This window comes from Mastigocoleus testarum BC008 (genome assembly GCF_001456025.1).
Classification (GTDB): Bacteria; Cyanobacteriota; Cyanobacteriia; order Cyanobacteriales; family Nostocaceae; genus Mastigocoleus; species Mastigocoleus testarum.
The window spans coordinates 173,939-199,023 of sequence record NZ_LMTZ01000096.1; the positions used below are offsets into that span (position 1 = coordinate 173,939).

24 protein-coding genes and 1 pseudogene are annotated in these 25,085 nt (G+C 37.4%); 12 read left to right on the forward strand and 13 right to left on the reverse strand.

The annotated features are described in order from the left end of the window. The first annotated feature begins 417 nt into the window (after nt 1–417). The 6 genes and pseudogenes from BC008_RS45760 to BC008_RS50650 all read left to right on the forward strand — a co-directional run bounded on the left by BC008_RS45760 (nt 418) and on the right by BC008_RS50650 (nt 6,302). Entirely contained in the window at nt 418–837 is a 420-nt protein-coding gene (locus tag BC008_RS45760; RefSeq protein WP_027842829.1) for a hypothetical protein, read from the forward strand. A gap of 100 nt (nt 838–937) precedes the next feature. Beyond that, nucleotides 938–2,111: pseudogene (gene thiO, locus BC008_RS52740) on the forward strand (glycine oxidase ThiO); the annotation flags it as partial. Next, nucleotides 2,090–2,953, forward strand: a complete 864-nt coding sequence (locus BC008_RS52745; protein ID WP_407657071.1) for a thiazole synthase — start codon at nt 2,090–2,092, stop codon at nt 2,951–2,953. The pseudogene thiO and the gene BC008_RS52745, both read left to right, overlap by 22 nt. Before the next feature lie 185 nt (nt 2,954–3,138). Then, complete coding sequence (gene psb34, locus BC008_RS20865) at nt 3,139–3,318, forward strand: photosystem II assembly protein Psb34 (RefSeq protein ID WP_058183806.1); 180 nt, start codon at nt 3,139–3,141, stop codon at nt 3,316–3,318. Between the two features lie 510 nt (nt 3,319–3,828). Further along, a complete protein-coding gene (locus BC008_RS20870) occupies nt 3,829–5,982 on the forward strand; it encodes a tetratricopeptide repeat protein (RefSeq protein WP_027842831.1) in 2,154 nt (717 codons plus the stop codon). After that, complete coding sequence (locus tag BC008_RS50650; protein WP_153009632.1) at nt 5,979–6,302, forward strand: hypothetical protein; 324 nt, start codon at nt 5,979–5,981, stop codon at nt 6,300–6,302. Before BC008_RS20870 ends, BC008_RS50650 begins: the two co-directional genes overlap by 4 nt. Here BC008_RS50650 and BC008_RS20880 read toward each other — a convergent pair. From BC008_RS20880 to BC008_RS20900, 5 genes are all read right to left on the reverse strand, one after another. Continuing rightward, the gene (locus BC008_RS20880) at nt 6,285–7,202 is read right to left on the reverse strand and encodes a hypothetical protein (RefSeq protein ID WP_027844567.1); all 918 of its coding nucleotides are present in this window, start codon (nt 7,200–7,202) and stop codon (nt 6,285–6,287) included. The genes BC008_RS50650 and BC008_RS20880 overlap by 18 nt on opposite strands. Nucleotides 7,203–7,515: 313 nt before the next feature. After that, nucleotides 7,516–8,217, reverse strand: a complete 702-nt coding sequence (locus tag BC008_RS20885) for an RES family NAD+ phosphorylase (protein WP_036266464.1) — start codon at nt 8,215–8,217, stop codon at nt 7,516–7,518. 270 nt (nt 8,218–8,487) lie between these two features. Further along, a complete protein-coding gene (locus tag BC008_RS20890; protein WP_235595900.1) occupies nt 8,488–9,201 on the reverse strand; it encodes a MerR family transcriptional regulator in 714 nt (237 codons plus the stop codon). A 219-nt stretch (nt 9,202–9,420) separates the two neighbouring features. Beyond that, a complete protein-coding gene (locus BC008_RS20895) occupies nt 9,421–10,293 on the reverse strand; it encodes an NAD(P)-dependent oxidoreductase (RefSeq protein WP_027844569.1) in 873 nt (290 codons plus the stop codon). A 387-nt stretch (nt 10,294–10,680) separates the two neighbouring features. Further along, on the reverse strand, nt 10,681–11,916 hold the full coding sequence (locus BC008_RS20900; protein WP_058183807.1) for a class I SAM-dependent methyltransferase: 1,236 nt from the start codon (nt 11,914–11,916) through the stop codon (nt 10,681–10,683). A gap of 276 nt (nt 11,917–12,192) precedes the next feature. Between BC008_RS20900 and BC008_RS20905 the strand changes: the two genes are divergently transcribed. Beyond that, nucleotides 12,193–12,885: a hypothetical protein gene (locus tag BC008_RS20905; RefSeq protein WP_027844571.1), complete on the forward strand. Its 693-nt coding sequence runs from the start codon at nt 12,193–12,195 to the stop codon at nt 12,883–12,885. A 186-nt stretch (nt 12,886–13,071) separates the two neighbouring features. Further along, nucleotides 13,072–13,257: a hypothetical protein gene (locus BC008_RS51450; RefSeq protein ID WP_235595901.1), complete on the forward strand. Its 186-nt coding sequence runs from the start codon at nt 13,072–13,074 to the stop codon at nt 13,255–13,257. A gap of 259 nt (nt 13,258–13,516) precedes the next feature. On the opposite strand, the gene BC008_RS20910 is transcribed toward BC008_RS51450, so the two are convergent. The 7 genes from BC008_RS20910 to BC008_RS20940 all read right to left on the reverse strand — a co-directional run bounded on the left by BC008_RS20910 (nt 13,517) and on the right by BC008_RS20940 (nt 18,475). Continuing rightward, entirely contained in the window at nt 13,517–13,711 is a 195-nt protein-coding gene (locus tag BC008_RS20910) for a hypothetical protein (protein WP_027844572.1), read from the reverse strand. 389 nt (nt 13,712–14,100) lie between these two features. Beyond that, a complete protein-coding gene (locus BC008_RS20915; RefSeq protein WP_027844573.1) occupies nt 14,101–15,132 on the reverse strand; it encodes an NAD-dependent epimerase/dehydratase family protein in 1,032 nt (343 codons plus the stop codon). Nucleotides 15,133–15,204: 72 nt separating this feature from the next. Next, the gene (clpP, locus tag BC008_RS20920; protein ID WP_027844574.1) at nt 15,205–15,798 is read right to left on the reverse strand and encodes an ATP-dependent Clp endopeptidase proteolytic subunit ClpP; all 594 of its coding nucleotides are present in this window, start codon (nt 15,796–15,798) and stop codon (nt 15,205–15,207) included. Beyond that, on the reverse strand, nt 15,795–16,541 hold the full coding sequence (locus BC008_RS20925) for an alpha/beta fold hydrolase (RefSeq protein WP_027844575.1): 747 nt from the start codon (nt 16,539–16,541) through the stop codon (nt 15,795–15,797). The genes clpP and BC008_RS20925 overlap by 4 nt, the downstream gene beginning before the upstream one ends. 9 nt (nt 16,542–16,550) lie before the next feature. Beyond that, entirely contained in the window at nt 16,551–17,414 is an 864-nt protein-coding gene (locus BC008_RS20930; protein ID WP_027844576.1) for a nucleotidyltransferase domain-containing protein, read from the reverse strand. Nucleotides 17,415–17,582: 168 nt separating this feature from the next. Continuing rightward, a complete protein-coding gene (locus BC008_RS20935) occupies nt 17,583–18,155 on the reverse strand; it encodes an SRPBCC family protein (RefSeq protein ID WP_027844577.1) in 573 nt (190 codons plus the stop codon). Next, nucleotides 18,155–18,475, reverse strand: coding sequence for an ArsR/SmtB family transcription factor (locus tag BC008_RS20940; protein ID WP_027844578.1), 321 nt, complete (start codon nt 18,473–18,475; stop codon nt 18,155–18,157). The genes BC008_RS20935 and BC008_RS20940 overlap by 1 nt, the downstream gene beginning before the upstream one ends. A 264-nt stretch (nt 18,476–18,739) precedes the next feature. Here BC008_RS20940 and BC008_RS20945 point away from each other — a divergent pair, with 264 nt between their 5' ends. The 4 genes from BC008_RS20945 to BC008_RS20960 all read left to right on the forward strand — a co-directional run bounded on the left by BC008_RS20945 (nt 18,740) and on the right by BC008_RS20960 (nt 22,923). Continuing rightward, on the forward strand, nt 18,740–18,877 hold the full coding sequence (locus BC008_RS20945) for an AbrB/MazE/SpoVT family DNA-binding domain-containing protein (RefSeq protein WP_201026151.1): 138 nt from the start codon (nt 18,740–18,742) through the stop codon (nt 18,875–18,877). Beyond that, on the forward strand, nt 18,871–19,218 hold the full coding sequence (mazF, locus tag BC008_RS20950; RefSeq protein WP_027844579.1) for an endoribonuclease MazF: 348 nt from the start codon (nt 18,871–18,873) through the stop codon (nt 19,216–19,218). Before BC008_RS20945 ends, mazF begins: the two co-directional genes overlap by 7 nt. A gap of 266 nt (nt 19,219–19,484) precedes the next feature. Next, complete coding sequence (locus BC008_RS20955; RefSeq protein ID WP_027844580.1) at nt 19,485–21,167, forward strand: alpha/beta hydrolase; 1,683 nt, start codon at nt 19,485–19,487, stop codon at nt 21,165–21,167. Between the two features lie 943 nt (nt 21,168–22,110). After that, on the forward strand, nt 22,111–22,923 hold the full coding sequence (locus BC008_RS20960) for a PD-(D/E)XK nuclease family protein (RefSeq protein WP_027841500.1): 813 nt from the start codon (nt 22,111–22,113) through the stop codon (nt 22,921–22,923). Nucleotides 22,924–22,935: 12 nt separating this feature from the next. On the opposite strand, the gene ltrA is transcribed toward BC008_RS20960, so the two are convergent. Next, nucleotides 22,936–24,729, reverse strand: a complete 1,794-nt coding sequence (ltrA, locus tag BC008_RS20965; protein ID WP_027841501.1) for a group II intron reverse transcriptase/maturase — start codon at nt 24,727–24,729, stop codon at nt 22,936–22,938. Nucleotides 24,730–25,085 lie beyond the last annotated feature (356 nt).

Sequence of the window (25,085 nt, forward strand, 5' to 3'; positions counted from 1 at the left end):
ACATAAAAAGCAATACAACAAAAAACTTTTTCAAAACTCCCAAATGCTACCTGTAATAACTCAGGAACAGCATATCGAATGGGGTACTTCGAAGGATTTTAGCTGGTGGCATACAATTGTAGATACTCTCCGTAAAATTTTGGTGCAAAACAGCATTGAACTTTACAATAAAAACGCTAAAGTAATAAACTATGAGTATGCTATTATCTGCGGAACCCGTATAGTAAAACCAACAGGTGAAGTGCCACAGGCGGATTTTCCCACCTCCCCATTCTCCTGAATCAGACTTGTGTTTGTGTATTTCAAACTAAGGCGAAAATTAATTCAATTAATTGCAACACAAATTGATAAATTCTGGGGACGAGGTTCCCAAAAGAATGTTTGTACAATCTTTGGCTAGAAAAGGAAAAACAGAAAATGGGTAGATGGACACCACTGGTTTTAATGGCTGGAGGATTAGCAATTTTACTCGGAACCCTATTGGGAATAAGTTTTCCAATGGATGGACGTAACGCTCAAGGTCCGAAAACGTCTGATAAAGAATCCAGCGTTCTCCCAGCTAATATTAATGTTAATAGCACAACGGCAAAGCAATCACCTGCAAATACTAACGGTGGTAGTACTGTAGCTCAAAAGCCCTCTAGTACAGATCCTTCTGTTGAAGTAAGCCAGAATAATAATTCTGGTACCCAACAAAACCAAGAGAGCAATCAAAGAACTATTCAAGATGGAACTGCTCAAGGAAGTGGTCAGGGAACTGATGGTGGTAGCAGCGAAGGAAATGGTGAAGTAACTGATGGTAGCGATAATAGCGAACCAATTCGTGCCTTGTGGTAGTTACCGCTTATTAGTTATAAGTTATTAATTATGAATTAGTTATGAGTTATTTTACAAACGTACTAATAGCTCATGGCTAATAATTAATTATTAATGACTCATGAGCAGCAAAATTTTAATTCTCGGTAGCGGCGTAATCGGTTTAGCGATCGCGGTAGAACTACAGTTACGCGGTGCCCAAGTCACATTGGTAGGTCGTGATATTAACGGTGCTGCCACAAATGCTGCTGCAGGTATGTTAGCACCCGGTGCCGAACAAATTCCTGCCGGTTCAATGCAAGATTTGTGTCGGCGTTCACTCTATTTGTATCCCGAATGGACGCGTAAAATAGAAGAATCAACTGGAGAAAATTCTGGCTATTGGTGTTGTGGCATCTTAGCACCTGTTTTTAAAGAATTAGAAAATAGTAAACAAAATACTAAATTTGTAGAGACGTACCGCGGTACGTCTCAAACTTTAGAGGCTGGGAAGCAAAGTGATGATTCCGGTTACTGGTTAAATAAAGAAGCAATTCACCAATATCAGCCTGGATTAAGTACAGAAGTAATAGGTGGTTGGTGGTATCCAGAAGATGGACAGGTAGATAATCGTGCTTTAGCAAAAGCACTATTAACTTATTCCCACTCATTGGGAATAGATATTAAAGAAGGTGTCATAGTAGAAGGCATTCAGCAACGCCAAGGTGAAGTTATTGGGGTTCAGACAAATATTGGTACTTTGTCCGCCGAACATTATGTTTTAGCTGCAGGTGCTTGGTCGAATCAAATACTTCCCTTACCAGTAAATCCGCGCAAAGGTCAAATGTTAAGCCTGCGAGTACCGGAATCCATAACAGAATTACCTTTAAACAGAGTTCTATTTGGTGAAAATATTTATATTGTTCCCCGACGGGACAGACGAATTATCTTGGGAGCAACCAGCGAAGATGTAGGTTTTACTCCTGGAAACACTCCTGTTGGAATTCAAAACTTATTACAACAAGCAATTCGACTTTATCCTGAATTAAAAGATTATCCCATTCAAGAATTATGGTGGGGATTTCGTCCTACCACCCCCGATGAACTCCCAATTTTGGGTAGCAGTCCCTGTAAAAACCTAACTTTAGCTACAGGTCATCATCGCAATGGTATTTTACTTGCGCCAATAACGGCAAAATTGATCGCTGATTCCATCTGGGAGGAAAAATCTGACCCCCTCCTAAGTGATTTTCACTTTTCTCGTTTTCTTGAAAGGTCATCTACTAATATTCCCATGCTTACTCATCCGGCTAACTTTTCCCCCAATTCAGCGGTCGCAGATCGGCAAAATATCCAATATTTGGAGGACTCACTCCTCAAAATTGCCGGAAAAACATTTCAATCTCGCTTAATGACTGGAACGGGTAAGTATCGCAGTATAGAAGAAATGCAACAAAGCGTTATTGCTAGCGGTTGTGAAATCGTCACCGTGGCGGTGCGCAGAGTACAAACCAATGCTCCCGGACATGAAGGTTTAGCCGAAGCTTTGGACTGGGGTAAAATCTGGATGTTGCCCAATACTGCAGGCTGTAAGACAGCAGAAGAAGCGGTACGCGTGGCACGCTTAGGACGAGAAATGGCTAAATTACTCGGACAAGAAGATAATAATTTCGTCAAATTAGAAGTAATTCCCGATCCTAAATATTTACTTCCCGACCCAATCGGTACTCTTCAAGCTGCAGAACAATTAGTTAAGGAAGGTTTTGCTGTTTTACCTTACATTAATGCTGACCCAATGCTAGCCAAGCATTTAGAAGAAGCCGGCTGTGCCACAGTTATGCCTTTAGCTGCACCCATCGGTTCTGGACAAGGATTGCAAACAATTGCCAATATCAAAATTATTATTGAAAATGCTCAAGTCCCGATTGTGGTTGATGCTGGGATCGGTTTACCATCTGAAGCTGCCCAAGCGATGGAATTGGGAGCCGATGCATTATTGATTAATAGTGCGATCGCTTTAGCCCAAAATTCTCCTGCGATGGCACAAGCGATGAAATTAGCTGCAAATTCTGGTCGAATTGCATATCTAGCAGGGAGAATGCCAATTCAAAGCCATGCTATTGCATCATCGCCTGTAAGCGGAAGGATTAACGAATAATAGCAAATCAGGTAATTGCTTAGTACTGGCATTACAAATTTACTGCGGGCAAAAATTATTTACAATCTCACTCAATAGTGTTCTTATGCTAGATTGACCAGCGCCAATGTAAAGATTCTTATATAATGGTGAGAGTATATATACTCTGTGTGTAAAGTTCTCTAAAAGAAGAAGGGAGTTATTCTATGCCTTACACCACCGAAGAAGGCGGTCGCTTAAATAATTTTGCTCGTGAACCACAAGTTTATCAAGCAGAACCCCCATCATCTAAGCAGAAACGCAATTATATCATTTTTGGAGTCTCCGGTTTAATGTTGGTCGCTGGCTTGATTTTTCTCACCTTCTCCATATCCAACCTTAGTTAATTCAAAAACATAGTTAATTAACCTAACTTAAAATAAATTCACATTATTTAAGGTTCCGGATATTTTTTTTCGGGACCTGATTTATGTTTTTTTAAAGACATTAAAACAATTAGTATAATGAGTTACTTTGTTTAAATTGATTTATTGGAAATTTGATTTATCCTGAAAAGACTCCCGGGTAGGGGAAAATCATATTCATAATTAGTATTTAAAACTAGTTTTATCAATTTTTGAAGAGAAAGATACCTGTAAAAGCCCTTAATTTTTAGTGGGTCATCTTGTTTCTTTCGCCACATAATTTCTTATAAAAGAAATTAATTTCGCAAAGTAATTAGAAAAAAATAAACAATGTTCTCAGGCAGATGCTTTTCTGAGTAAGTCACTGTCTTGTGAAACCCCTTGATTGGTAAATGTCCTTTGGGTCTACCATGAATCCCATAGAGTCAATTACTAAAGCACCGTTAATAAACGTAAATCTTTATAATTGCTATAATACTGCTCCCAGCAGCCATGAGTGCAAACGAAACACCACATTCCGATAACACTGCTTGGAATCGACAAGTATACCAACGTCTCAAACTAGCCCTTGGTCTCGGTTTGCGACGTCAAATTTTTATAGCGGTATGCGATGATTTAAACCTGAGAAATCAGGTTGCAGCGCGCTTACACTCTAACTTAGCGTATCCAGTCGGACAAGTTTTATCTAATTCCCAAGAAACTAGCACCCCAGCTTATCCAAGGCTGGTTACATTGAGATTAGATTTAGTCCAACCAAATCCGATAGTGCAGATCGACCAATGGTTAAACAATTATCCACCACCTGTGGTAGGAGGTTCAAAAGATAGTCCGGGTAAAGCATTACCAATACCGGCGTTTCAGATTGTGGGAATTGAACAACTTACGAGACAACCGGTAGCAACGCAGCGCCTATTTTTGCATAACCTCAGATTAATTGAACAACAACTATCTGGCCAAGAGTCGAGTTTACTAATGTGGTTGTCACGCCCTTGGTTATATGCAGTTCAGCAGTCTGCACCTCAATTTTGGCGCTCTCGAACAGGTGTATTTACTTTTTCTGGCGAACCTACGCCAACAGCTAAAAATCAAGCTTCCCCAGAACGTCTTTCTAGTTCTCGGAATATGAATGTAGATCATCTAGAAAAATCTATATTGGAAGAATCGGTTGGGCTAGCAAAAGAAGATTTTGATTTTCAGATTGAAGCACCTATAAAGAGTAGCAGCCGATTACAAGATAGTTCTCTTTCCAAATCAGAATTATTTATACCCAATCCTCCACAGGAGGAAAGTCATTTGAGTATTCGTGAGACGAATCAAGCATCTTCTTCTCTGGCTTTGTCCCATATAAGTAAAGAATTAAGCGAGTTAGTAGTAGCAACAATTAACAGCAAAATTGATCTTGAATCAGAAGAAAAATGGCAACCGCAGCAGATTTTAGCAGAAATTGAGGAATTACACTCAAAAGAAGCAGAAAAAACAACTTTAGCTCTCGCCTATCACCGTTTGGGAAACTTGTATCGTCAGCGAATCGAACAAGGAGATTCAAATTTAGAAAGTTTGATGGTGGCGATTCTTGCTTATCAAGAGTCGATTACCTATGATGATAACTCGCCTCACGTGCCAGATATCTTAAATGATTTGGGTACGCTTTATTGGATGCTTTATCGCACTCCACCTAATTCAGAAGAAGGTCAAGCTTATATCGAACAAGGAATTGAGTTTTATCAGTTGGCGTTAAAAATGATTTCGCCACAAACTCATCAAGAAACCTATGCTCGCATTCAAAACAATTTAGGAACTGCTTACGGTGATTTAGCACGGTTTACTAACCCATCGGAAAATTGGCAACAAGCCGTTTCTGCTTATTGTGAAGCGCTATATTTCCGCACTGCAGAAATGGAGCCATTGAAATATGCTGCTTGTCAAAATAATTTAGGTACTGCTTATTGGCATTTAGCACAGTATAACCAACCTGTAGAACATTTGAAAAAGGCGATTAATTCTTATCAGTTAGCCCTGGAACACTATACACCAGAGGAGGAACCGCTCAAATATGGCATGATTCAAAATAACATTGGTACAGCTTTCTGGAATTTGGCACAATACGAGCAACCAACGCAAAATTTACAGTTTGCAATTGATGCTTACCAAGAGGCTTTGAAATATCGAACTTCTGCAAACCTTCCGGTCGCTTGTGCTGCAACTCAAAATAATCTTGGAACTGCTTATTGGCATTTAGCAAATCAAACACAAACACCAAAAGAGTTCCGAACAAAATTTTTGAATTTGTGTATCAATGCATATAAAGAATGTCTTGCTTTGGCTCATTCAATTAAAGGTGCACCTCTAAGTTTTGATGTTTATGCAACTCACAATAATTTGGGATTAGCTCACTATCAACTAGTGACAGATTCTTATTTCAAGGGGAATAAAAATATTCGTTCTGAGCATCTAGAAACTTCATTGGAGAATCATTTGAAAGCTTTGAATGGATTAAACAAACAACCCGACGCTTATCAAACAACTCTAGCTTATGTAGTTAAAACAATTCGTGCATTCCACAATGAATTGGGCTTACAAGGACAAAATTTAGCTTTATCAAAAGTTCCAGGTCAATTATTGCCAGAAATATTACCTAGGCTTTGATTTTTAGAATTCAGAAGTCAGAAGTCAGAAATCAGGAGTCAGAAGTCAGAAATCAGAAATCAGAAGTCAGAAATCAGAAATCAGAAGTCAGAAATCAGAAATCAGGAGTCAGGAGTCAGAAATCAGAAATCAGAAGTCAGAAGTCAGAAATCAGAAATCAGAAGTCAGAAATCAGGAGTCAGGAGTCAGAAATCAGAAATCAGAAGTCAGAAATCAGAAATCAGAAGTCAGAAGTCAGAAATCAGAAGTCAGAAGTCAGAAATCAGAAATCAGGAGTCAGAAGTTTATTACTCACAGTTCACTTATATTTTCATCGCTGATAACAACCGTTCGCTAATTAACCAACGGTTTGAATCTTTTTTAATCCAACGTTTTTCTTTTTCGTTGAAGTCACGCTGTTCGATTAAAACTGATTTTAACTTACTTTTTTGTTGGAGTTCTAACCGATAAAGCATACTTTCCATTGCTCTTAACCCAACTGTCTGCTCAAATGCACTTTTTGAATTACTAATTAGGTCCAGTACTAAATCAAAATAGATCGCTTTACCAGACCACTCAGCAATGGAGAGTCCTAATAGTCTGTGACCTTGGTCTTCTGATTGCAAAAATTTATCGACTTCCGATACAGGAAAATTGACTATTTCTGCAAGAGCGCGCATTCTACCAGCAATCGATTCCATCTCGAATGTCCTCTGTGCGCCAGAAGGCATAGATTTTCTAATATCTTTGTAGCGTTGGGCTAAACCTTCTAACAATTGCTTAGCATCAGATACAGGAATCTTTGAAGAATAATATCTTTGCCATTCCTGACGGATTTGCCGCATTTCCTGCTGTTGTTCTGGTGGAGCAACTTCTTCTGCTAATTTTGTTTGCTCAATTAAGAATCCCAGAGAATCTGCACTCAGGGATTGCAACATATTTATCATTCCCGAGCTATCAAACTCTCCTGCAGGTGTTTTTAGAACTCCACCACTCAAAGCAAAAATTTTTAGTACTGCAGGTAACCACATTAGGGTTAGGAAAATAGCAGTTGTATTTTTGATTGCAAACTTGTAAGAAAAATCTTTACCCCAACTAATCTCAATCGTACTCAAAATAATAAAAATCAGATTGATAATTAACCAGCTTTTTGGCAGAACAATGATTTGACGTAACAACCACTCTACTGCTTCTTTTGAAATCTGATTATTAATAATTCTGTCTTTAACTTTACTGTTCATTATTCCAGACCCGTTATTTCATTAAACAGGTTCTAATCAATAGAAAAATAGATTTATCCTATGGATTTATTCAATAAATTCAAAGGATATAATTTAGTAATTTGATACTTGATACTAGTTGAATAACTACCGACCGCACTCAATATTAAATCCTAGTAGTGATGCTAAGCCAATATTATTTTTATATATAAAATTAGAGTGAAAAATTAGGATAACTATACTTTTACAGATATTAATTACGGGAAATTTTAGTTCTGAATAATTAATAATCTATGGATGCTAATCGTTAGCCGTTTTTTATAGTCATTCCTTTTTAATTACTTATTTGCAGTCGCTCATTAGTTGTAAACTTTACTATCAGATTATTTTCTTCTGCAGCCTTATATATTAATCCTCTCAACTGCTTATCTTGTAAAGATAAGACATCTGTATTTGGATCGTAAGTAAGGTAATCTTTTGCACGCTCGTAAAATACGATAGAGTCTTCATTATTGTGGGCACTTCTGTAAATAATGCCATCAATTTCTGAATATATCGCTTTCTCTTGGTAAAAGCATCGCGACCAAGCCTGAGTGATATTTCTTCTATCTGTTTTTGCTAGACTAGCTTCATTTGCTCCAGCCCGCATTGCACCTTGGTCTCTAATATCTAGAAGCATTAAATCGCGCTTAGCAGTCAATAAAACAACCTGGTGGTCAGTTATTTCTATCAAAGGTAATGTTTGACTGAATACTTCTACCAAACAACATGAAAATTTAAGTGCAGCGTATAGTATACCTCTATGTGGATCGTAATCCTGTTTGATTTCCAACTCTTTGTGACAAGGAAAACATAAACCACCACAGTGGTGATCAAATCTTCCGCAAGGTCCCCAGTAACGAAATGTTAGAGGTTTTGGATAGTATTCTGGGTGGGGACGAAAAATTCTGCAAATACTTTCACCTTGGCTAAGAGTATAATGCAGTGGTTTAGCTCGAAACAAATTTTCAGGCGAGGGAGATGCTATTTTTACCATCTTCAAAATTTCTCAACTGATTGACTGAAAAAGCTGGTAAGAATTAACTTGGATTATCAATTCAGTATTCATAGCTTTTAGTCTTGAGTTTGAGATATGACAAGACTACAAAGATATATACTTTAAATATCAAGTTAATTCCGGAATTTCACATCCGGCGACGAAGTTATCTTCCATACTTATTTCAGTCAATCAATTAGCTCCAAGAAAAAAATAAGAAGTAATGGTAGTGGGAAAAATATAAAAAATACTTATAATATTAATGTAGATTTAGATCATTCCCACACATTTAGCTTCAGCAATAACCCGATATTTTTCACCTTTTTGCAAAGCAGCAATCGGAGTTATCCCTCCCAATTCTTGATTTGTTTTAGTCAACCAACTTATTTTTGATAAACCTGGAACGTTGAGAGCTTTTAGTACATCGGGTAATCCATCAATTACTCCATCAGGTCCTAAGTGGTCAAATTGCCATTTAGGAAACTTCCATTTCCCTTCATCCTGAACTGCAATTAAAGTATTTTTTTTCAAGCGATCGTGAGGTGTTTGACGGCTTGTATTCAATAGCACAGCAACTTCTGGAGCACTCAAAGAATCTTGAAGTAACTCCTGTCTCCATTTGAAAAAGTTGAATAGTGCAGTTTTTTCTAAACTGTAATTCTCTTCGCTGCTGATTCGACCCGCTCCTAATTTTGCTGCAAGAGGATGTAAATTATCTTTTTCATCCGTACTTGTAGAGTCTGACTTTAAGCCATACGCTAAATCTTTAATTTCTTTAGGATCTAACCAAGCCAGAATTTTTAGTATTTTCCCAATATCTTTCAGCGTTTTTTGGGTTAATGGTTGTCCTGGAAGAGTAATTTTAGTTTCTATTGGTTTAGCAGAAGAATCATCACAAGATGCAATTAAGCTTAAAACTTGTTTGGGCGATTTTCTGTTACTTTTTTTGTGATTTCGTCGTTCTGGGATTGCGAATGCGGTCATGGTGGAACCTCGATCGGGGCTTTATCTAAATAAGGTTAGCAGCTACAACTTGACATCTCTTACATAAATCATATCTCTCCAATGTAAGAGATGTCAAGTTTGATATTTAAATATTCATTTACGCCTGATGACTTTTCGCAAAAGCAGATAGAGCCCTACTAATCTTTCTTAGAAACTTTTTATACGTTTAAAAATTTAAAGCACAAATAATAATAAACTTTATTGCACTTCACTAATGGAATTAATAGCAGCAAATAATGATGAATAATCTGCATTCGCAAAGGATATTTTTATTGCTTTTTCTATAATTTTTCTTACTCCTTCTACGCTACTAACATTTAAACCAATATTTTTAGCTTCATCAATGAACAAATCAGTATCTTTTAGGAGATGTTTGGTCCGGAAATTCGGATTGCCAAAATTCTGATTTTCCATTCTTGATAGTTTTCGATCAAATATTGGGGCGTAGAGAGGACTTGCACGGAGAATTTGCATTAGCACTTCTACGTCCACATCGTAGCTTTTGACAAAACTTAGACTTAAGGCAAAAGCACTAGTAAGTGAAGCAGTAAGTTGATTTAATGCTAGCTTCAAAGCTGCAGCAGTACCAACAGGACCAATATGCACTGGTTCAGAACTAAAATTTTTAAGTAATTTTAAATGACGTTGAAACTCTTGTCTTTGGGAGCCAACCATAGCAATTAATTCCCCTGTTTCGGCTTCTCTAACACTACCAAGTACAGGTGCTTCTAAATACTCTCCACCAGCTGAAATTACAGTATCTCTAATTTGTTTACTTTCAGTAGGAGTAATAGTTCCCATTTGAATTACTGTACGTTCGCTTAAGGTGCGCCAACACATATCCGAAAGTAAAACACTATAAATTGCAGCTGCATTAGTCAGCATCAGAATGATACAATCTGCCGCAAGAATTGCTTCCCGTGGTTCGGTTGTCACTTGTGCGCCTGCAAATTTAAGTGGTTTTAATTTTTCTGGGGTGCGATTGTAGGCTATTAAATCAATATTATTTTCCAATAATCGGGTTGCCATCGGCAGTCCCATTAACCCAGTCCCCAGAAATGCCACCTTCATACTTTTTCTTCCTTCGGCATAGCAATAAGCAATCAAATCGATTGTATGGCGGTGGAGAAAATAAATCGGTTATTGCTAAGCTTACGGATTTTTTCTAAGTTTGTAAGGACTTTGGTTATGTTAATTAACCCTGGGGAATACTTTAAGCACTCTCCCAGGAAAAATATTTATTGTTTCTAACCACCTGCGGCAAAACTAACCATAATTGCAACCGAAAGTAAAATTCCGGGAACAAGTAATACAGCTAACATCAACAATTCATGACTACTCATAATAATTACCTACTTCTAGATATTTTCTCGAATCATTGCTTATCTTAAACCAATCTTTTTAAACATAGGATTGGTTAAATAGATTTTTAATTTTGTTAGAGTGAAAATATAAGGTTTAAGCTAGTTGGGGTTCATAAAATCCTTGAAGAGGTTGGTTTTTTTCTGTTTCTGAGAGTCCTTTATTTTGAATCAGAACGCCGAAACCACCTAATCCTAAAGGATCTAAAAGTTGCTGTAATGAATCCCGTCTTTTAATTAGTTCCGGTACAGATTTGTACGTGTAAGAAAGTTCTGAGATCCGTTTTCCCAAACCCAAAGCCATGAGGAATAGACCTTGTTGAGTGAAGCCAGTTTTGTTTAATCCACAGCGATCGCCCCAAATTTCTAAGGCTGTAAAGTCAATATGGGCGGTAATATCTTGTTTGCCAATATTTATGTAAGGGTTATTATGGCGCTGATGTTGCCAATAACATTGTAGGGTTCCCTGCGATCGCCTGGGGTTGTAATAACGATTTTCTGGATAACCGTAATCAATTGTTAGCAAATATCCTCGATGTAATTTATCTGCGATCGCACTTAATACATGTAAAGCATTCAAGTTGACTTCACTGCGATATTCATCTGGATAAGTTGTCATATCTACATCCAGCATTTGAAAATATTCTTTGATTTGAGGGGTAGAAAGTGTATCTGTTATTTCTTGGAGTGGATTATTAAATTGGTTGTCTAATTGATTTTGCGATCGATTGTAACTTTCTGGCACTGCGGTGGTAACGTAGATCTCTTTGATTTCGCCCTCACTGACTGTAAATTGATGGACGGGTAGAGCATCAAATAATTCATTAGAAAAAAAGCAGCCAGTAATTGTATTAGGGAGTAAATCTTCTAATTGACACCACCGTACAGCAAATTCCTGCAAGCGTTGCTGTTGATTTTGTCTTAATCCTGGCGATTTTTCAACTATTGAATACTCTAATACAGCAAAAAAATCTGGGTGGTGTTGTTGGAGGTACTTAAGAATATCTGCTGCTAGGTATCCTTGTCCCGCTCCCAATTCTACAAGGGAAAAGGGTTTGGGTTTTCCTAAGATTTCCCACATTTGTGTAAATTGTACCGCTAGCATCTCACCAAAGTCGGAACCAAGGTGCACGGAGGTGAAGAAATCACCTTTTTTACCTAAGTTCTCTGCTTTTTGGGAGTAATAACCATGCTGGGGATGATACAGCACTAAGTCCATATATTCAGCAAAAGTAATTCGGTTACGGGGGTTTGTTGTAATGCGGTTAGTAATTTCTGCTAGCAATTCTGAATTTGATAGTTTTGAATTTGAGACTTCTGAATTTGAATCCATAAATCAATTTCTAGGAATGGGTTCTGAATACAAATAATAATTTTAGGACATGCTCTCATTATTTAGGTTGTACGCAACAACGCAAATATTGGGATTTGATTTTTATGTACTTATGAACGCTTTATTAACTCTAGTTGGATTTTAATTAATCGGTGTGCATACGAATAGCATGCTGGGTTTCTAGATCGCGTTTTCGAGAATTTGAAACACGATGACATTTTTGTATATTTAAGTACTATAGAATCAAAAAAGAATTTTTATCTATGAGTAAAATTGATGTTTATTGGCAGAAAATTAGTCTTAGTCCTACTTTTGAGCTTATTTGTAGGTTGCTCTAACAGTAATTCAGCATCAGAGATAGACTCAACAAAAAAATCAATTCCTGAAGAAATTGTCACAACAACATCTAAAGCAGAAACTGAAAATAGTTCGCTCAAAGACACTTTAATTATTCCTGGAGAACGAGTTGGTTCAGTAACACAACAAACCACTCGTGACGATTTAGTGAAAATTTTCGGAGAATCGCAGTTGAGTGATAAAACGATTTCTGGACCAGAAGGTATAGGAAAAATTCCCATCACTAAAGTTAATTTAGGAAAGGGACGCTCGTTTACTGTGAATTGGGATGAAAATCGTCAGAAAATCAAATATATCAACAACTTAGGTCCCGAATGGAAAACACCGGAAGGGATTAATGTCGGAACTTCATTTGAAGAATTGCAACAGATACTTGGAGAATTTAAACTGACTGGTCTGCAATGGGACAATGCTGGTTATGTGAAACTAGAAAATACCAAGTTATCAAAGTATCAGGGTAAACTTTCTATTAACGTTGATGCTGCTGAGAATGCTTATAATAAATTTCCTAAACAATATCAACAAGTTATTGGCGATCAAATACTTTCCTCAGCTAACCCTAATTGGAAAAATTTAAATATTCGAGTTTCACAAATAACTGTCCAATTTTGATGGCTGTTAGGAATTAGGGATAAAAGATTGGGGATTTTTCGAATCTAATAAAATAAAAAAGACTTTAACCCTTCTCCATTTGCTGAGTATTTCAGCAGATGGTGTTAAAGTCTTCTAATGTATATATAATTCTCAGATATAGTACTACGAAGCTACGTTAGGACATATATTTAGGACTTACGCAAAATGAACGTATTTCCGTCATTACGAGCGACAGCGTTCGCAAAGCGCGTTCTCAGTAATCAATCGCCAAAAACTCTAAGATTGCTATCTCCTAAACGGAGACGCTACGCTAACCCTACACTGCGTTCCGGTCGCAATGACAAATCTATGTCCTACGGACACGCTGTGCTAACGTTGCGTAAGTCCTGATATTAACCCGCCTAAGCCATATGTATTAAGCTTTTTACTTTTTACTTACGCGTAGCGCTATATATTAGAATACAAAAAGACATCAGATGATTACGACATACAATTCAATTATTATTGAAGTGGTAGAGACTTTAAATAAATTGAATTTAAGTACAAAACTTGAGTGTTAAGAAAAAGAAAAACTAACGAACTTAAATTTTCAGTATTCTTTACCCATAAGTTGATTGTAGATATCAAATTAGCGTTTTAACTTATCTATTCAACCTTTCTTTTTCTTCTTATAAATTTTAACTTCATATTCTTCATCTGGCTGTTTATCTGATTTATCTTCTGCTGGAAATAGAATAGCAAGTAAGGTAACAATAATTAACAGTGCAAATATTTCCATCAAAACACCTCTTTTAGAATAAGTTTTTCGTGTTTTGTTGCTAATTTTAATTACAGTCTGAAACATGTAAGTTTCGGATGACTATTTTAATATTTACTAAATTAAAATTCTCAACTTTACTCAATTACTGAAGAGGCTATATTTGATGTAATTTTATAATAAAATATCTATTTTAAAATATAAAATTACGTAATTTAAGTTTTGGTTAATTGTGTTTATTCAAATACATTCATCTGTAAAATATAAAGTGTAATTTCAGTTCACTAAATTACTGTAAGATAAATTTATAAAACTGGGAGTGCAAAATATTTCAATTTTATTTGATATTTGTGATTAACAAACTTCTTATAAACTCAGCATATGTGTGTAGAAACGTACGAGCAAAAGCGGTCGTAAGGTGATTATTTTACGTTTCTACAGAGAAAATTGCTCTTCTATTACAAATCCTAATTTGATTAATCTAGACTTTTTGTTGCAAGCTTATCTTCTGTTACATAATCTAGCAACCAAGGCGTTACAAAATTTTCTGGTTTTTCAGGTGGACAATTTCTTTCCCATTCAAGAGTCGATTTTAAAGCTTTGTTCATTGGAATAATTTCTTGATATCCCAGTTCCTCTCTGATTCGACTGGAGTCTACTAACCAGTCTTGTTTGGTATTTAACACTAATTTCCAGTCACTGGGCATTTTCTCTTTTGATAAAGTAGAAATTTTACCTTTCCATCCTGCTAAATCTCCAATTTTAGCTATACGTTCGCTTTCAGAAAGCGCCTCTTTTTCTGCAACATGATAAACACGATTTTTGGCTTTTTCATTTGTAACAGCTAATGCGATCGCAAACGCAACATTTTCTACATATCCATAGGAACCGCGCCAACTAGCAATGCTCTCTTCCAAAACTATGACGGGACGTTGTTCCTTGATTCTTTGTAGGTATGGGAATAGACGACGCAGAGGATCGTTAGTACCATAAACCATTGGTAATCTCACAATTGTCCCAGGTAGTTCGGGATCTGACATTACCACCTGTTCGACTAAAATTTTCTCGTAATCAGCAGGAGCATTTAAGGGACGATATGGTATTTCTCGAAATGGGTAAAGCGAAGAACGTAAAGGCGAATCTTCTGTTAGTGGTACTGGGATAATATTTGATTCTCTACCCCATAAAACATCATAAACACGATAAACATCGATGCTACTAATAACAACTACACGTCGAGCTATACCTCTAAAGCTTTTCATTAATATTTGAGCATCATCTTTGGTATAAGCGAACATATCCAGAACAACTTCAGGAGCAAGCTGTTCAAATGTGCTTTTGAAATCATTTAAATCTCTGCGATCGCCTAATAGATGATGTACTTGTTCGGGTAATTCTGTCTGAGTTTTTCCACGATGGAAAACAGTTACTTCATGACCCATATTTATGAGATGACGAATTACAGGTGGACCGATAAAGTTAGTCCCACCAATTATGAGAATATTCATAGTAAAGTTCTCTTGGTATTTGTTTACTGAAGCTTCATTGAAAATATTTACGAATCAAAACTTTTTACTTTTTCACTTTCTAACAATGGAATCAATCAAACCATAGGTTTTCGCTTCTTCAGCACTCATAAAGAAATCCCGTTCCGAGTCAGTTTCTATTTGTGCTTGAGATTTCCCTGTATTCGCTGCAAGTATTTGATTTATTCTTTCTCTGAAATACAAAATTTCTTTGGCTGCAATTTCAATATCACTGGCTTTTCCTTGTGCACCTCCCGAAGGTTGATGAATCATAATTCGGGCGTTAGGAAGAGCATATCTTTTTCCTGGAGTTCCAGAAGATAACAAAAATGCACCCATCGATGCAGCAATTCCGGCGCAAACTGTAGATACATCAGTGCGAATTTGATTCATTGTGTCGTAAATAGCCATTCCTGCAGTTACTGAACCTCCAGGACTGTTGATGTAGAGGGTAATATCTTTTTCTGAGTCGTCAGCATCGAGAAATAACATTTGTGCAACTATTAAATTTGCAGTTTCATCAGTTACTTCTCCTTGAAAAAAAATAATTCTCTGTGCTAGTAACCGAGAATAAATATCTAGGATGCGATCGCCTTGAGCAGAAGGCTGAATTACATACGGAATATTTGCTTTAGTTGGTGAATTCATAGCATATTTACCAGAACATCAGCGAGTTGAGCGGGACGAGATAATTGTAGATAGTGTCCCCCTGTTATTTCTATCGGATCGATTCCCAAACGTTTGCGTGCAGCATATCGCGACCATGCAGGATAAAGTATTCTGTCTTCACTACTGACGATATAGCTGTACTCTACATCGGGTAATGTTTGGAGGGTAAAAACTTCAGTTAAATGTGCTGGCGATCGATGAGTTCGTAGGTTAGAAATAGCCCAATCGGCTATATCCGGTTGACAGTCGTGGAAGTGAAATTCCATTGCTATTGCTCGGTCTTGTACGGGGTCTTTTCCTCGTAAAGCAGAATTCAACATATGGGGTTCGTAGCGCAAATGCTCGAATTTACTTTTTACTGGATTGTATTCTTCTGCTTTAAAAAGATTTGAAGTAGCTTGAAATTCGCACTGTTCGAGTGTACTCATTCCAGGGTATGGGATAAGTGCACTAAGAAATACTAAACGACGAATAGGACGTTGACTAGCAACTATGGGAATTACAGTACCAGCCATCGAATGACCGACCAATACTATATCTTCTTCACTCTCTTGGAGTGGATCGAGTACAGCTTGTGCGAATGCAGATAAATTCGTTTCGGGGTTTTCAATTGGTAAATCCATAGCAATTGCTTGACTTCCTCGTGCTTCTAATTCATCAATTAGATATTTCCAACCCCAAGCACCCAAACAAGCACCATGGACTAAACAAAAAAGACTCATAATAATTACTCAATATCGAAACTTGTCTGACCAAAGCTGGTACTTATCCCTAGCTTCCGTCGTGTCTACTTGTGACATATGTTTTTCTACTAAGGCGAATATCTCTTCAATCAATTCGCCCAGTTGATTTACCCCTGTTTGGGGTTCTTCTCGCAAAACCTGCTTCAAACGGAATGAAAGATTGGGTGGGACAATTGTCATCTTGTTAATTAGATTATCTATCCCCTTAAATGGCGCAGAATTAACAGGATGATAGGAGCGATTTAAACCCAATAGAACCCCAATAATTTTCTTGACTGCTTGCTGCAATTCATCCGTTAAAAACAATACATCACCTCGCTTTACACCATAGTTATTAAGCACCGATAAAGGACAAAATTGCAGATTTTTTCTCACCATTGCTTGGGCTAATATATCAGGATAGTTTGCTATCTTTGCTTTCCATTCTTCAATTAGTTGATCGCCATATAATGGCACCATATCAACAATGCCCTCAAGTACTTTTAGCATGATATTATCGGGGTCATATTCTTCGAGCAGCTTTTTTATGTCATCCTCAAAACGCTCAATCGTAACATGACCAAAATCGCATTTAATGCGCTGAACAAAATATTGTTCAACTAATGCTCCGTCTTCATGTTCATCAGCGTAAACTCTGTAATCCGTCCCTTGATTTTGTTTATAAGCTAGTTTCAGTTCCTCCTCTGTTGGTAGTTCCTCGCAATAAATACTCATATCAATATCTGAGTAAGTATCAGCTTCTCCACGAGCGACAGAACCAGCAATTCCAATTGCTTTAACCTGGGGAATCACCATGTATGAAGTTGCATTTTGATGCGCTAAAGCAAGCCGTATTTTATTGGCTTCATTCATTTTGCAATTATGTTTTATTTATTAATAAAAAATTTCTTAGGAGACTTAGGAATGAGAATTTAATAACTTGTAATTTTGAAATTTGGAATGGTGCATTACGCGATGCTCACAGAACCTTTTGTACTTTATTTAATCCACATTCCTTAGGAGACGCGACATGTCCCGTCTCTACGATTCTTCTACATAACTAACTAAGACTTGTGGTAACTTTTTATTTAGTTTGTAGTCCCACTCACCATTAAGAAAGAAATTGAGAACGAGATAGTTTAATCTTTCGTATTTGCGAACGGGAGTTGACTGCAATGAGATATTATAAGTCACTGGCGTTAAAGTCTGAGTAATCTGCTGTGAATCATACATAAAGTGATTCTGCAATGGCTGAGAATATCTTGGTTGCTGCACTTCAAAGGAAACTGTTCCTAAACTTTTATGTTGTAAACGCAAGCGAGTACCATCTTCAACTGGCTCTAAAGTCCAAGTAACAATAGAAGGCTGACACATTAAACTATCTTTCCAGGTGTAAGAAATTCGCTTGGGTTCATCAAGCTCAATCACTTCACAGTCAATAGTTACATTAGTTCCCGGTAATGTAGTGTGCTTAAATTGGAATCTATGTCCAACCTTTGGCTCGAAGTTATTTTCCATTAACCATGCAGCTAAAGCACGACTATCTGTAAGCACTTCCCAAACCCGTTGTGGCTGATGGGGATAAACAACATCTAAATTTAAAGTTTTGAGCATCAATCCTCCTCCAAATAATTACCAAGAGCATCAAGTTTGTTTTGCCAAAATTGTTCGTAACAGGAAATCCAATCAGATACTTGTTTCAAGGGTTCTGGGTTGAGTCGATACAAGCGTTTTCGTCCCGATTTTCGCATTTGCACTAAGCCTGCTTCACACAGAATCTGTAGGTGTTGAGAAATTGCTGGTAGACTCATCGCAAAAGGTTCGGCTAATTGTTTTACTGCTTGTTCCCCAGTACGCAACCGATCTAATAATGCTCTACGCGTTGGATCGGCAATAACTTGAAATATATCTGCACTGGCGCATGGTCTACTCATATCAAGTTTGGTCAGTTATCATTTGTTGCTTGTCATTAGTTGTTATTTTCCTTGTTATCGATAGAATCAACACTCCACAGTGCAAGAATATTTCAATCACCTTCTGAGCAGGTGAGTATTTTTCAGGTGTAGAACAAATAATTAAGTAAATGCTTAACTATCTCTAATATATTTAAGCATTTACTTAAATGTCAACTCAAACTTTGAGAGATTACGGAGAACACAGAAATTGATATATCTGAAGGCTCCGAAGTAAACATTACCGTGGTAGATGGAAGTTTGGTGGTGAAGCCTAAAATTCGTAAGCGATATTCGCTTGATGAAATGATTAAAGGAATTACCCCAGAAAATCTTCATTCAGAAGTTGATACTGGAGTTGAAGTGGGGAACGAAGTTTGGTAGCACAAGCAAATTTTTATATTCCTAGCCGGGGAGATATTGTTTATTTAGACTTCGATCCAACAAAAGGACACGAGCAAAAATGTCGTAGACCTGCTTTTGTAATTTCCCCTTCTGTTTATAATCAGAAGACCTCCCTGGCTTTATTTATGCCCATTACAAAGCAGCAAAAAGGATATCCTTTTGAAGTACTTTTACCTTCTGATTTAAAGACCTACGGAGTTATTCTTACAGACCAAATTAAGTGCTTGGATTGGAAAACTCGCAATGCTCAGTTTATTGAATCTGTACCAGAAGATTTGCTTGAGGAAGTGCAAGCAAAAATAGAACCATTACTTTTTTAAACATATCTTCCCGTGATGCTAGATATGTATTAGATGCGACTTCACCACAGAAATGCTTTGCGAGTAAGTCTCCATAAAAATGATAGACGCCCATAAAATATCCTTTTCACCTCGAAAACATATTAACTAAATACTTATATAGGTATTTATATTTTGTGACTTGATACTTATCTCACTGGACGTTGAATTGACATCAGCTATATAATTTCTTGCCATCGGCTACGTGTTTTTAACTAACTACACTAAATAAAAGTAGCAAAATAATTATGGCAAGACTTTGGAAAATTGCTGTTAGCTTATTGAGTATATTATCTATTTCACAACTCAAAGTTACTCCCGTAAGAGCAGCGGAAAAGGTCGTGTTACGTTTTGGACCTTTTACAGAATCTATCTCTTTGATTGAACTACAAAGTATTGCAAATCAGGGAGAAGTACCTAAAAATTTTAAAATTTATACCAAAAAGTTGTCATCAGAAGAAGGTCGTTTATTTGTTGAAGCTTTAAAAACCAAAATACCAATAAATGTAGTTGCTGCTAGTAAATTACTGAATACACGCATTGGTACAACAATCCTCAAAGATCTCAATGCAGTTATTCGTCGTAAAGATAAAGCAGGAGTCCAAGCAATTAGAGCTGGTGCGGTATTAGGAGCTACAGCACCAGAAGGATTTTCCATACTGAACTTTATTGCAGCTTATCCGAGCAAGCGCTTAGAAATTGATTTGCTACAAGCTTTTAAGTTTACTCAAAAGCTGAATTTGGCATTTTGGCGCACTCAGGAGTTTATGATTGCAATTTCTCCTCGACTCAAAGCTAAAAATCCACGACTTTCTTTTCCCTTTGACCCTTCTCAAAAAGGTAACGATCAAGTTCAAATCTTGGAGTTAAAGCTTACAGACCAAAAGCGAAATCGCAACATCCCAGTTGATATCTACCAGGGGACAAGGGTAAATACTGAAAAACCTTTAATAGTATTTAGCCATGGTTTGGGTTCAGTTCGAACAGAGTTAACTTACTTAGCAAAACATTTAGCATCTCATGGTTATGTAGTCGCAGCATTAGAACATCCCGGTAGCAACGAAGCGAATACTAACTCAGCAATTCAAGGTCAAAACCGCATCATTCAACCCAAAGAATTTCTGGAACGTCCCCGAGATATTAGTTTTGTGCTTGATGAGTTAACCAAGTTAAATAAACGACCGGTAAATCAACAACTAATAAATAAGCAATTAAACCAAACTGTAAATCAAAACCCATTCCAAGGTCGATTTGCAACGAATAAAGTAATGGTACTGGGATATTCCTTTGGTGGTGGAACAGCATTAGCGATCGCCGGGGGAGAGTTACAGTTAGAAAAACTTAAGGAACGCTGTCAAGAGAAATTGACTACATTAAGTTTGGGTGAAGGAATTCAATGTGTAGCTCAAGAACTACCCAAAAACCGCTATCAACTGCACGACGAACGAGTAAAAAGTGTAATTGCTCTCAATCCTATAAGTTCTCTAATTTTTGGTGGTACTGGTTTGTCAAAAATTAAAGTCCCAACTTTAGTATTAGCAGCTTCTGCAGATAAAACAACTCCTGCTTTAACAGAGCAAATTGCTAGTTTTACTGAAATCCCGACTCCAAAGTGGTTAGTTGGAATTATTGGAGGTACCCATTTAAGTCTGAAAGATCCCAGTACTACGATGGACCAAAATCGAAAACCGATTACTGCTTTATCCGGTGGAGAAGTAGTCGGGGAACAAGCTAAGGATATTCGCAAGTATTTTCAAGCGATCGCTTTAGCTTTTGCTTTCCAACTTACCCCAGAAGCTGAACAATACAAACTTTTCCTGACTTCCGACTACGCCCATTTTGCTTCAACTAAAGCTTTTCCTTTTCGATTAATTACAGAAATCCCATCGGATGCAAAGGGAATTATCAAGAATTTTGTTGAGAAACAATGACCGACTTCGTCGGAAGGAAGAAGGAAGACGGAAGAGGGAAGATGTCAATAAGCGCGTTTTCCATAAACGCAGTGCTGGCGTAGCCAAAAAATCTTCCATCAAGCATTGCTGACGCAACGCTACGCTAACCGACCCCGAAAGGATGCAAGCCCCGTCCTTCCAGGACCCAGAAGGTTAGAGCCTACGGCGTCGGCGAAGCCTCTGACTAACGTCACGCTATAGCTTCGCTACCTACGGATCCGCTAAGGGAGGAGTACAAGCAACTTCGGCAACATAAAACCTTCTTCCTTCTTCCCTCTTCCCTCTTCCTTCGCTGTGACAACTTAATCCAAAAATTTTAAGAACTAGGTATGTAATTACCTTATTGAAGTCATCAATTTTTATACCAAAAAGACTTAGTAGTCAATATATGTTGACTAATTGTAATATTTGACTTATGATTATTTACATAAGTTAACAAGGTCATGGCAAAATAACAAATGCTCTAAGATTCTTTTCAGGAAACTATGAGCTATGTATGTCAGTGACAGTTAACAACAAAAAATTAGATTTTGGCATCGGTATCTCCCATCGACATTTGGATTCCTCAATGTCCCCCGGCTATTTAGTCGGGGATTTTCATTTGTGGAGTTTCATATTTAGGGTTGAGTGTAAATGTGACTAAAAATAACAATAAGCCCAAAATTAATCAAAGAAGCATATTCTTATTGGTCTTTATTTTCTATGTTTATTCAACGCTAAATAAACAATTAAAAGGCGTAAATCTTAATTTATCCGCTGATTTTGGGCTAATCTAGAAATTAGAGTGAGTATATAAACGGAAATAAAACAACCTATTTTGTTATTAAGTGCAAATATTTATCGTCCTTGTCAGTAATTCTGCAATCAAGGAAACAAACCCTGCTCAGATAGAGTCACACAAATCATCAATGACAAATAAAAAATGTTGTCATCTTCAACTCAGTTAATTAGACTTTCCCAGGGACAACTAAATGTCTTAGAGCGTTGTCCTCGACAGTTTCAACATACTTATTTAGAACAACTTTTTTCGCCAGCAGATCCGGACACTGAAGCAAGACAAACTTTGGGAAGTCGCTTTCACTTACTGATGCAACAGCGAGAAATCGGTTTACCGATAGATAAATTTGTCAAAGCAGATAGCCAACTAGAAGCTTGGATGAATGCTTTTGCAAAGGATGCACCAGAGATTTTAACTAACACTAATAGTCGATTTTTCCGAGATAGCGAACATTATCGTAGTTTGCAAGTTCAAAATTATGTACTTACAGCAATTTACGATTTATTAATTGCAGACGAGCAACAAGCACAAATTATTGACTGGAAAACCTATCGTAAACCACCTAATAAGCGTAGTCTGCAATCAAACTGGCAAACCAGACTTTACTTGTATATCCTGGCAGAAACCAGCGATTATCTCCCAGAAAATATATCTATGACTTACTGGTTTTTCCAAGGAGAAGGTAAGCTGCGAAGTATCAGGATTGATTACAACACAGTTCGGCACCAACAAACTACAAAAAAATTAACTAGATTACTATCGCGCTTGAGCAAATGGCTGGAAAAATATCAGCAAGGCGAAGCATTTCCCCAGGTTTCAGAAGGACAACGTAAAGTTTGCGAAAAATGTCAGTACGCTCACCGTTGCGAGCGCGATTCTGTTATTGAAACAGAGGAATTAAAAGCAGTAGATAAAACTTTAGCCAATCTCGCCACAATTCAAGAAGTATGTTTTTGACACTCTGTTAACCTAAGCCGGAAGGTCACCCTTCCGACTCGGCTTCAAAACCGGACTTGATACTTTCGCATCATCCGGCTCCTCTCCAAGTTGACCCTTGCCATGAGTACTAAGCTTAGTAGAAAGATTTCCTGTACCACCATGTATCTGGTCGTGACAATGTAGGTGAACAGCTGTTAGATTTTTCAATCGGTTGTCCCTGTGATTACCATTCAAGTGATGGATTTCTATTAGGTCTTCCGGATGAAAATGTAGTCCACATTCGGCGCATTTCCCATGAAGTTTCTTAATGGTTATGGTCACCTTTTTAGAAATTCCGGGGTATTCACCTTTACGCTTGCTCCAATAAGTCCAGTTTCCATCAAAGGGTGATGCTTCACCTTTGACTTTAATGTGTCGAGTAATTTTTGTGTTGGAGTGTTTGGGTAGAATAAGTTCATTACCAAAAGTCCAATTATTGTGTTTTTGGATGTGCCAATATTTTCTGGCAATCCATTTACCCGATTTTTTGGGATGTCTGAACTTTGCCCATCCTAGAAATAATTTCCAAAATAATTTATGGTCTAGCTGTGAGAATATTTCCTTACTACATACACGGGAGTAGTAATTACACCAGCCAGTTATTATTGGAATAAGTTGTGAAATTAATTCATCTTGAGTAGCACTGCGGCATTGAGTAATTTTCTTTGCCAAATTGCGATAATGAATTTTCACTTTATCTTTGGATGGTCTGACGATGGTTTTAAAACCTGTTTTGACTCCATTGTTTCTTCCACAATTGTTTTTTCCAACTGGGTAAGAACGAATGTTGAATCCGAGGAAGTCAAATCCTGGTTCACAGTTACTTTCAGTTTTGTTGAGAGTGTGAGTGATTCGGGTCTTGCTAGGTTTTAATTCTAGGTCTAACTGTGCTAGCCATTGGGAAGCTATTTCCTTACATCTTTCTAAGGCTTGTTTATTGGGGTGCAAAATCACAAAATCGTCGGCATACCTTATGACTTGGGGTTTCCACAGATGCCATTTGCCGTCGATTTTCATCTTGGCAGGAAATGCATTAGATATTGTGGTTTCTAAACCATGAAGTGCAATATTCGCCAATAAAGGCGAAATACATCCGCCTTGCGGCGTTCCCTCTTCTGTAGGAAAGAGATTTCCTTGGTCTACTACTCCAGATTTAAGCCAGTTACGAATAACTCGTTCAAATGTGGGAAATGTGTTTAGCTTCTCAAGTAACTTTTGGTGATTGATTTTATCAAAACATTTTGCAATATCTGCGTCTAAAACATATTTGGCTTTTTTACAGATTGCTGTAAAAATTGCTTCGATAGCATCTTGACAAGAACGACCGGGGCGAAAGCCAAAAGAACGGGGTTCAAACTTAGCTTCCCATTCTGGTTCTAAAGCCAGTTTTAGGAGCGTTTGAGTTGCCCTATCTTTCATGACTGGAATTCCTAAGGGACGTTTTTCCTCTTTGCCGGGTTTAGGTATCCAAACCCGTCTGGTGGGAAAACCACTGGATTTGATTTCCAGTTCTTTAACCATTTTTAACCGTTTCTTGGCAGTGAGTGATTTCACTCCATCTACTCCGGCTGTCTTCTTCCCTTGGTTTTCTTGAGTCACTCGCCTAACCGCAAGACACTTTGCATACCAGGATTTCGCCAGAAGTCTTTGCAAGCGGTGGACTTTTTTAATATTTCCACTCAGTGAAGCTTGATAGATTCTTTTTTGGAGTTTGAATACTTTAACCTGAATTTTCTTCCAGGGTAAATTCTTCCATTCATACCTAATCGTTAGCGATTGGCACATGACATTTAGCTCTAATCATTGACTCTATCTTTCAACTTGCAGTGATTACGTCGGCTTATCCTTGAAATTACTCAAGGCATTTGCTTCTTAATCAATCCTTTCCTCTAATTGCATCCGGTTGATACCTACTCAAAATAATCGACCGTTGTTTTGAGAGCAAAGTAGAGGGTTATCCCGTTCCTGTTATTCATTTGACGTTGATGTTAGGATGCCACTATCCACCGGATTATGCGATGAGGGTGAATGTTGTTACGACCGTTATAGGCAACCTCGGATAATCTCTACCATTTTGGTCTGGCTTATCAGTCTCATTTAGCCAGTTGTCTTTTACGACGGATTGATGTGACTTTGCTTGC

Coding starts and splice junctions, on each gene's coding strand:
- BC008_RS45760 (WP_027842829.1), top strand. CDS start 418: ATGGGTAGATGGACACCACTGGTTTTAATGGCTGGAGGATTAGCAATT.
- BC008_RS52745 (WP_407657071.1), top strand. CDS start 2,090: ATGCTTACTCATCCGGCTAACTTTTCCCCCAATTCAGCGGTCGCAGAT.
- psb34 (WP_058183806.1), top strand. CDS start 3,139: ATGCCTTACACCACCGAAGAAGGCGGTCGCTTAAATAATTTTGCTCGT.
- BC008_RS20870 (WP_027842831.1), top strand. CDS start 3,829: ATGAGTGCAAACGAAACACCACATTCCGATAACACTGCTTGGAATCGA.
- BC008_RS20880 (WP_027844567.1), bottom strand. CDS start 7,202: ATGAACAGTAAAGTTAAAGACAGAATTATTAATAATCAGATTTCAAAA.
- BC008_RS20885 (WP_036266464.1), bottom strand. CDS start 8,217: ATGGTAAAAATAGCATCTCCCTCGCCTGAAAATTTGTTTCGAGCTAAA.
- BC008_RS20890 (WP_235595900.1), bottom strand. CDS start 9,201: ATGACCGCATTCGCAATCCCAGAACGACGAAATCACAAAAAAAGTAAC.
- BC008_RS20895 (WP_027844569.1), bottom strand. CDS start 10,293: ATGAAGGTGGCATTTCTGGGGACTGGGTTAATGGGACTGCCGATGGCA.
- BC008_RS20900 (WP_058183807.1), bottom strand. CDS start 11,916: ATGGATTCAAATTCAGAAGTCTCAAATTCAAAACTATCAAATTCAGAA.
- BC008_RS20905 (WP_027844571.1), top strand. CDS start 12,193: ATGTTTATTGGCAGAAAATTAGTCTTAGTCCTACTTTTGAGCTTATTT.
- BC008_RS51450 (WP_235595901.1), top strand. CDS start 13,072: ATGAACGTATTTCCGTCATTACGAGCGACAGCGTTCGCAAAGCGCGTT.
- BC008_RS20910 (WP_027844572.1), bottom strand. CDS start 13,711: ATGTTTCAGACTGTAATTAAAATTAGCAACAAAACACGAAAAACTTAT.
- BC008_RS20915 (WP_027844573.1), bottom strand. CDS start 15,132: ATGAATATTCTCATAATTGGTGGGACTAACTTTATCGGTCCACCTGTA.
- clpP (WP_027844574.1), bottom strand. CDS start 15,798: ATGAATTCACCAACTAAAGCAAATATTCCGTATGTAATTCAGCCTTCT.
- BC008_RS20925 (WP_027844575.1), bottom strand. CDS start 16,541: ATGAGTCTTTTTTGTTTAGTCCATGGTGCTTGTTTGGGTGCTTGGGGT.
- BC008_RS20930 (WP_027844576.1), bottom strand. CDS start 17,414: ATGAATGAAGCCAATAAAATACGGCTTGCTTTAGCGCATCAAAATGCA.
- BC008_RS20935 (WP_027844577.1), bottom strand. CDS start 18,155: ATGCTCAAAACTTTAAATTTAGATGTTGTTTATCCCCATCAGCCACAA.
- BC008_RS20940 (WP_027844578.1), bottom strand. CDS start 18,475: ATGAGTAGACCATGCGCCAGTGCAGATATATTTCAAGTTATTGCCGAT.
- BC008_RS20955 (WP_027844580.1), top strand. CDS start 19,485: ATGGCAAGACTTTGGAAAATTGCTGTTAGCTTATTGAGTATATTATCT.
- BC008_RS20960 (WP_027841500.1), top strand. CDS start 22,111: ATGTTGTCATCTTCAACTCAGTTAATTAGACTTTCCCAGGGACAACTA.
- ltrA (WP_027841501.1), bottom strand. CDS start 24,729: ATGTGCCAATCGCTAACGATTAGGTATGAATGGAAGAATTTACCCTGG.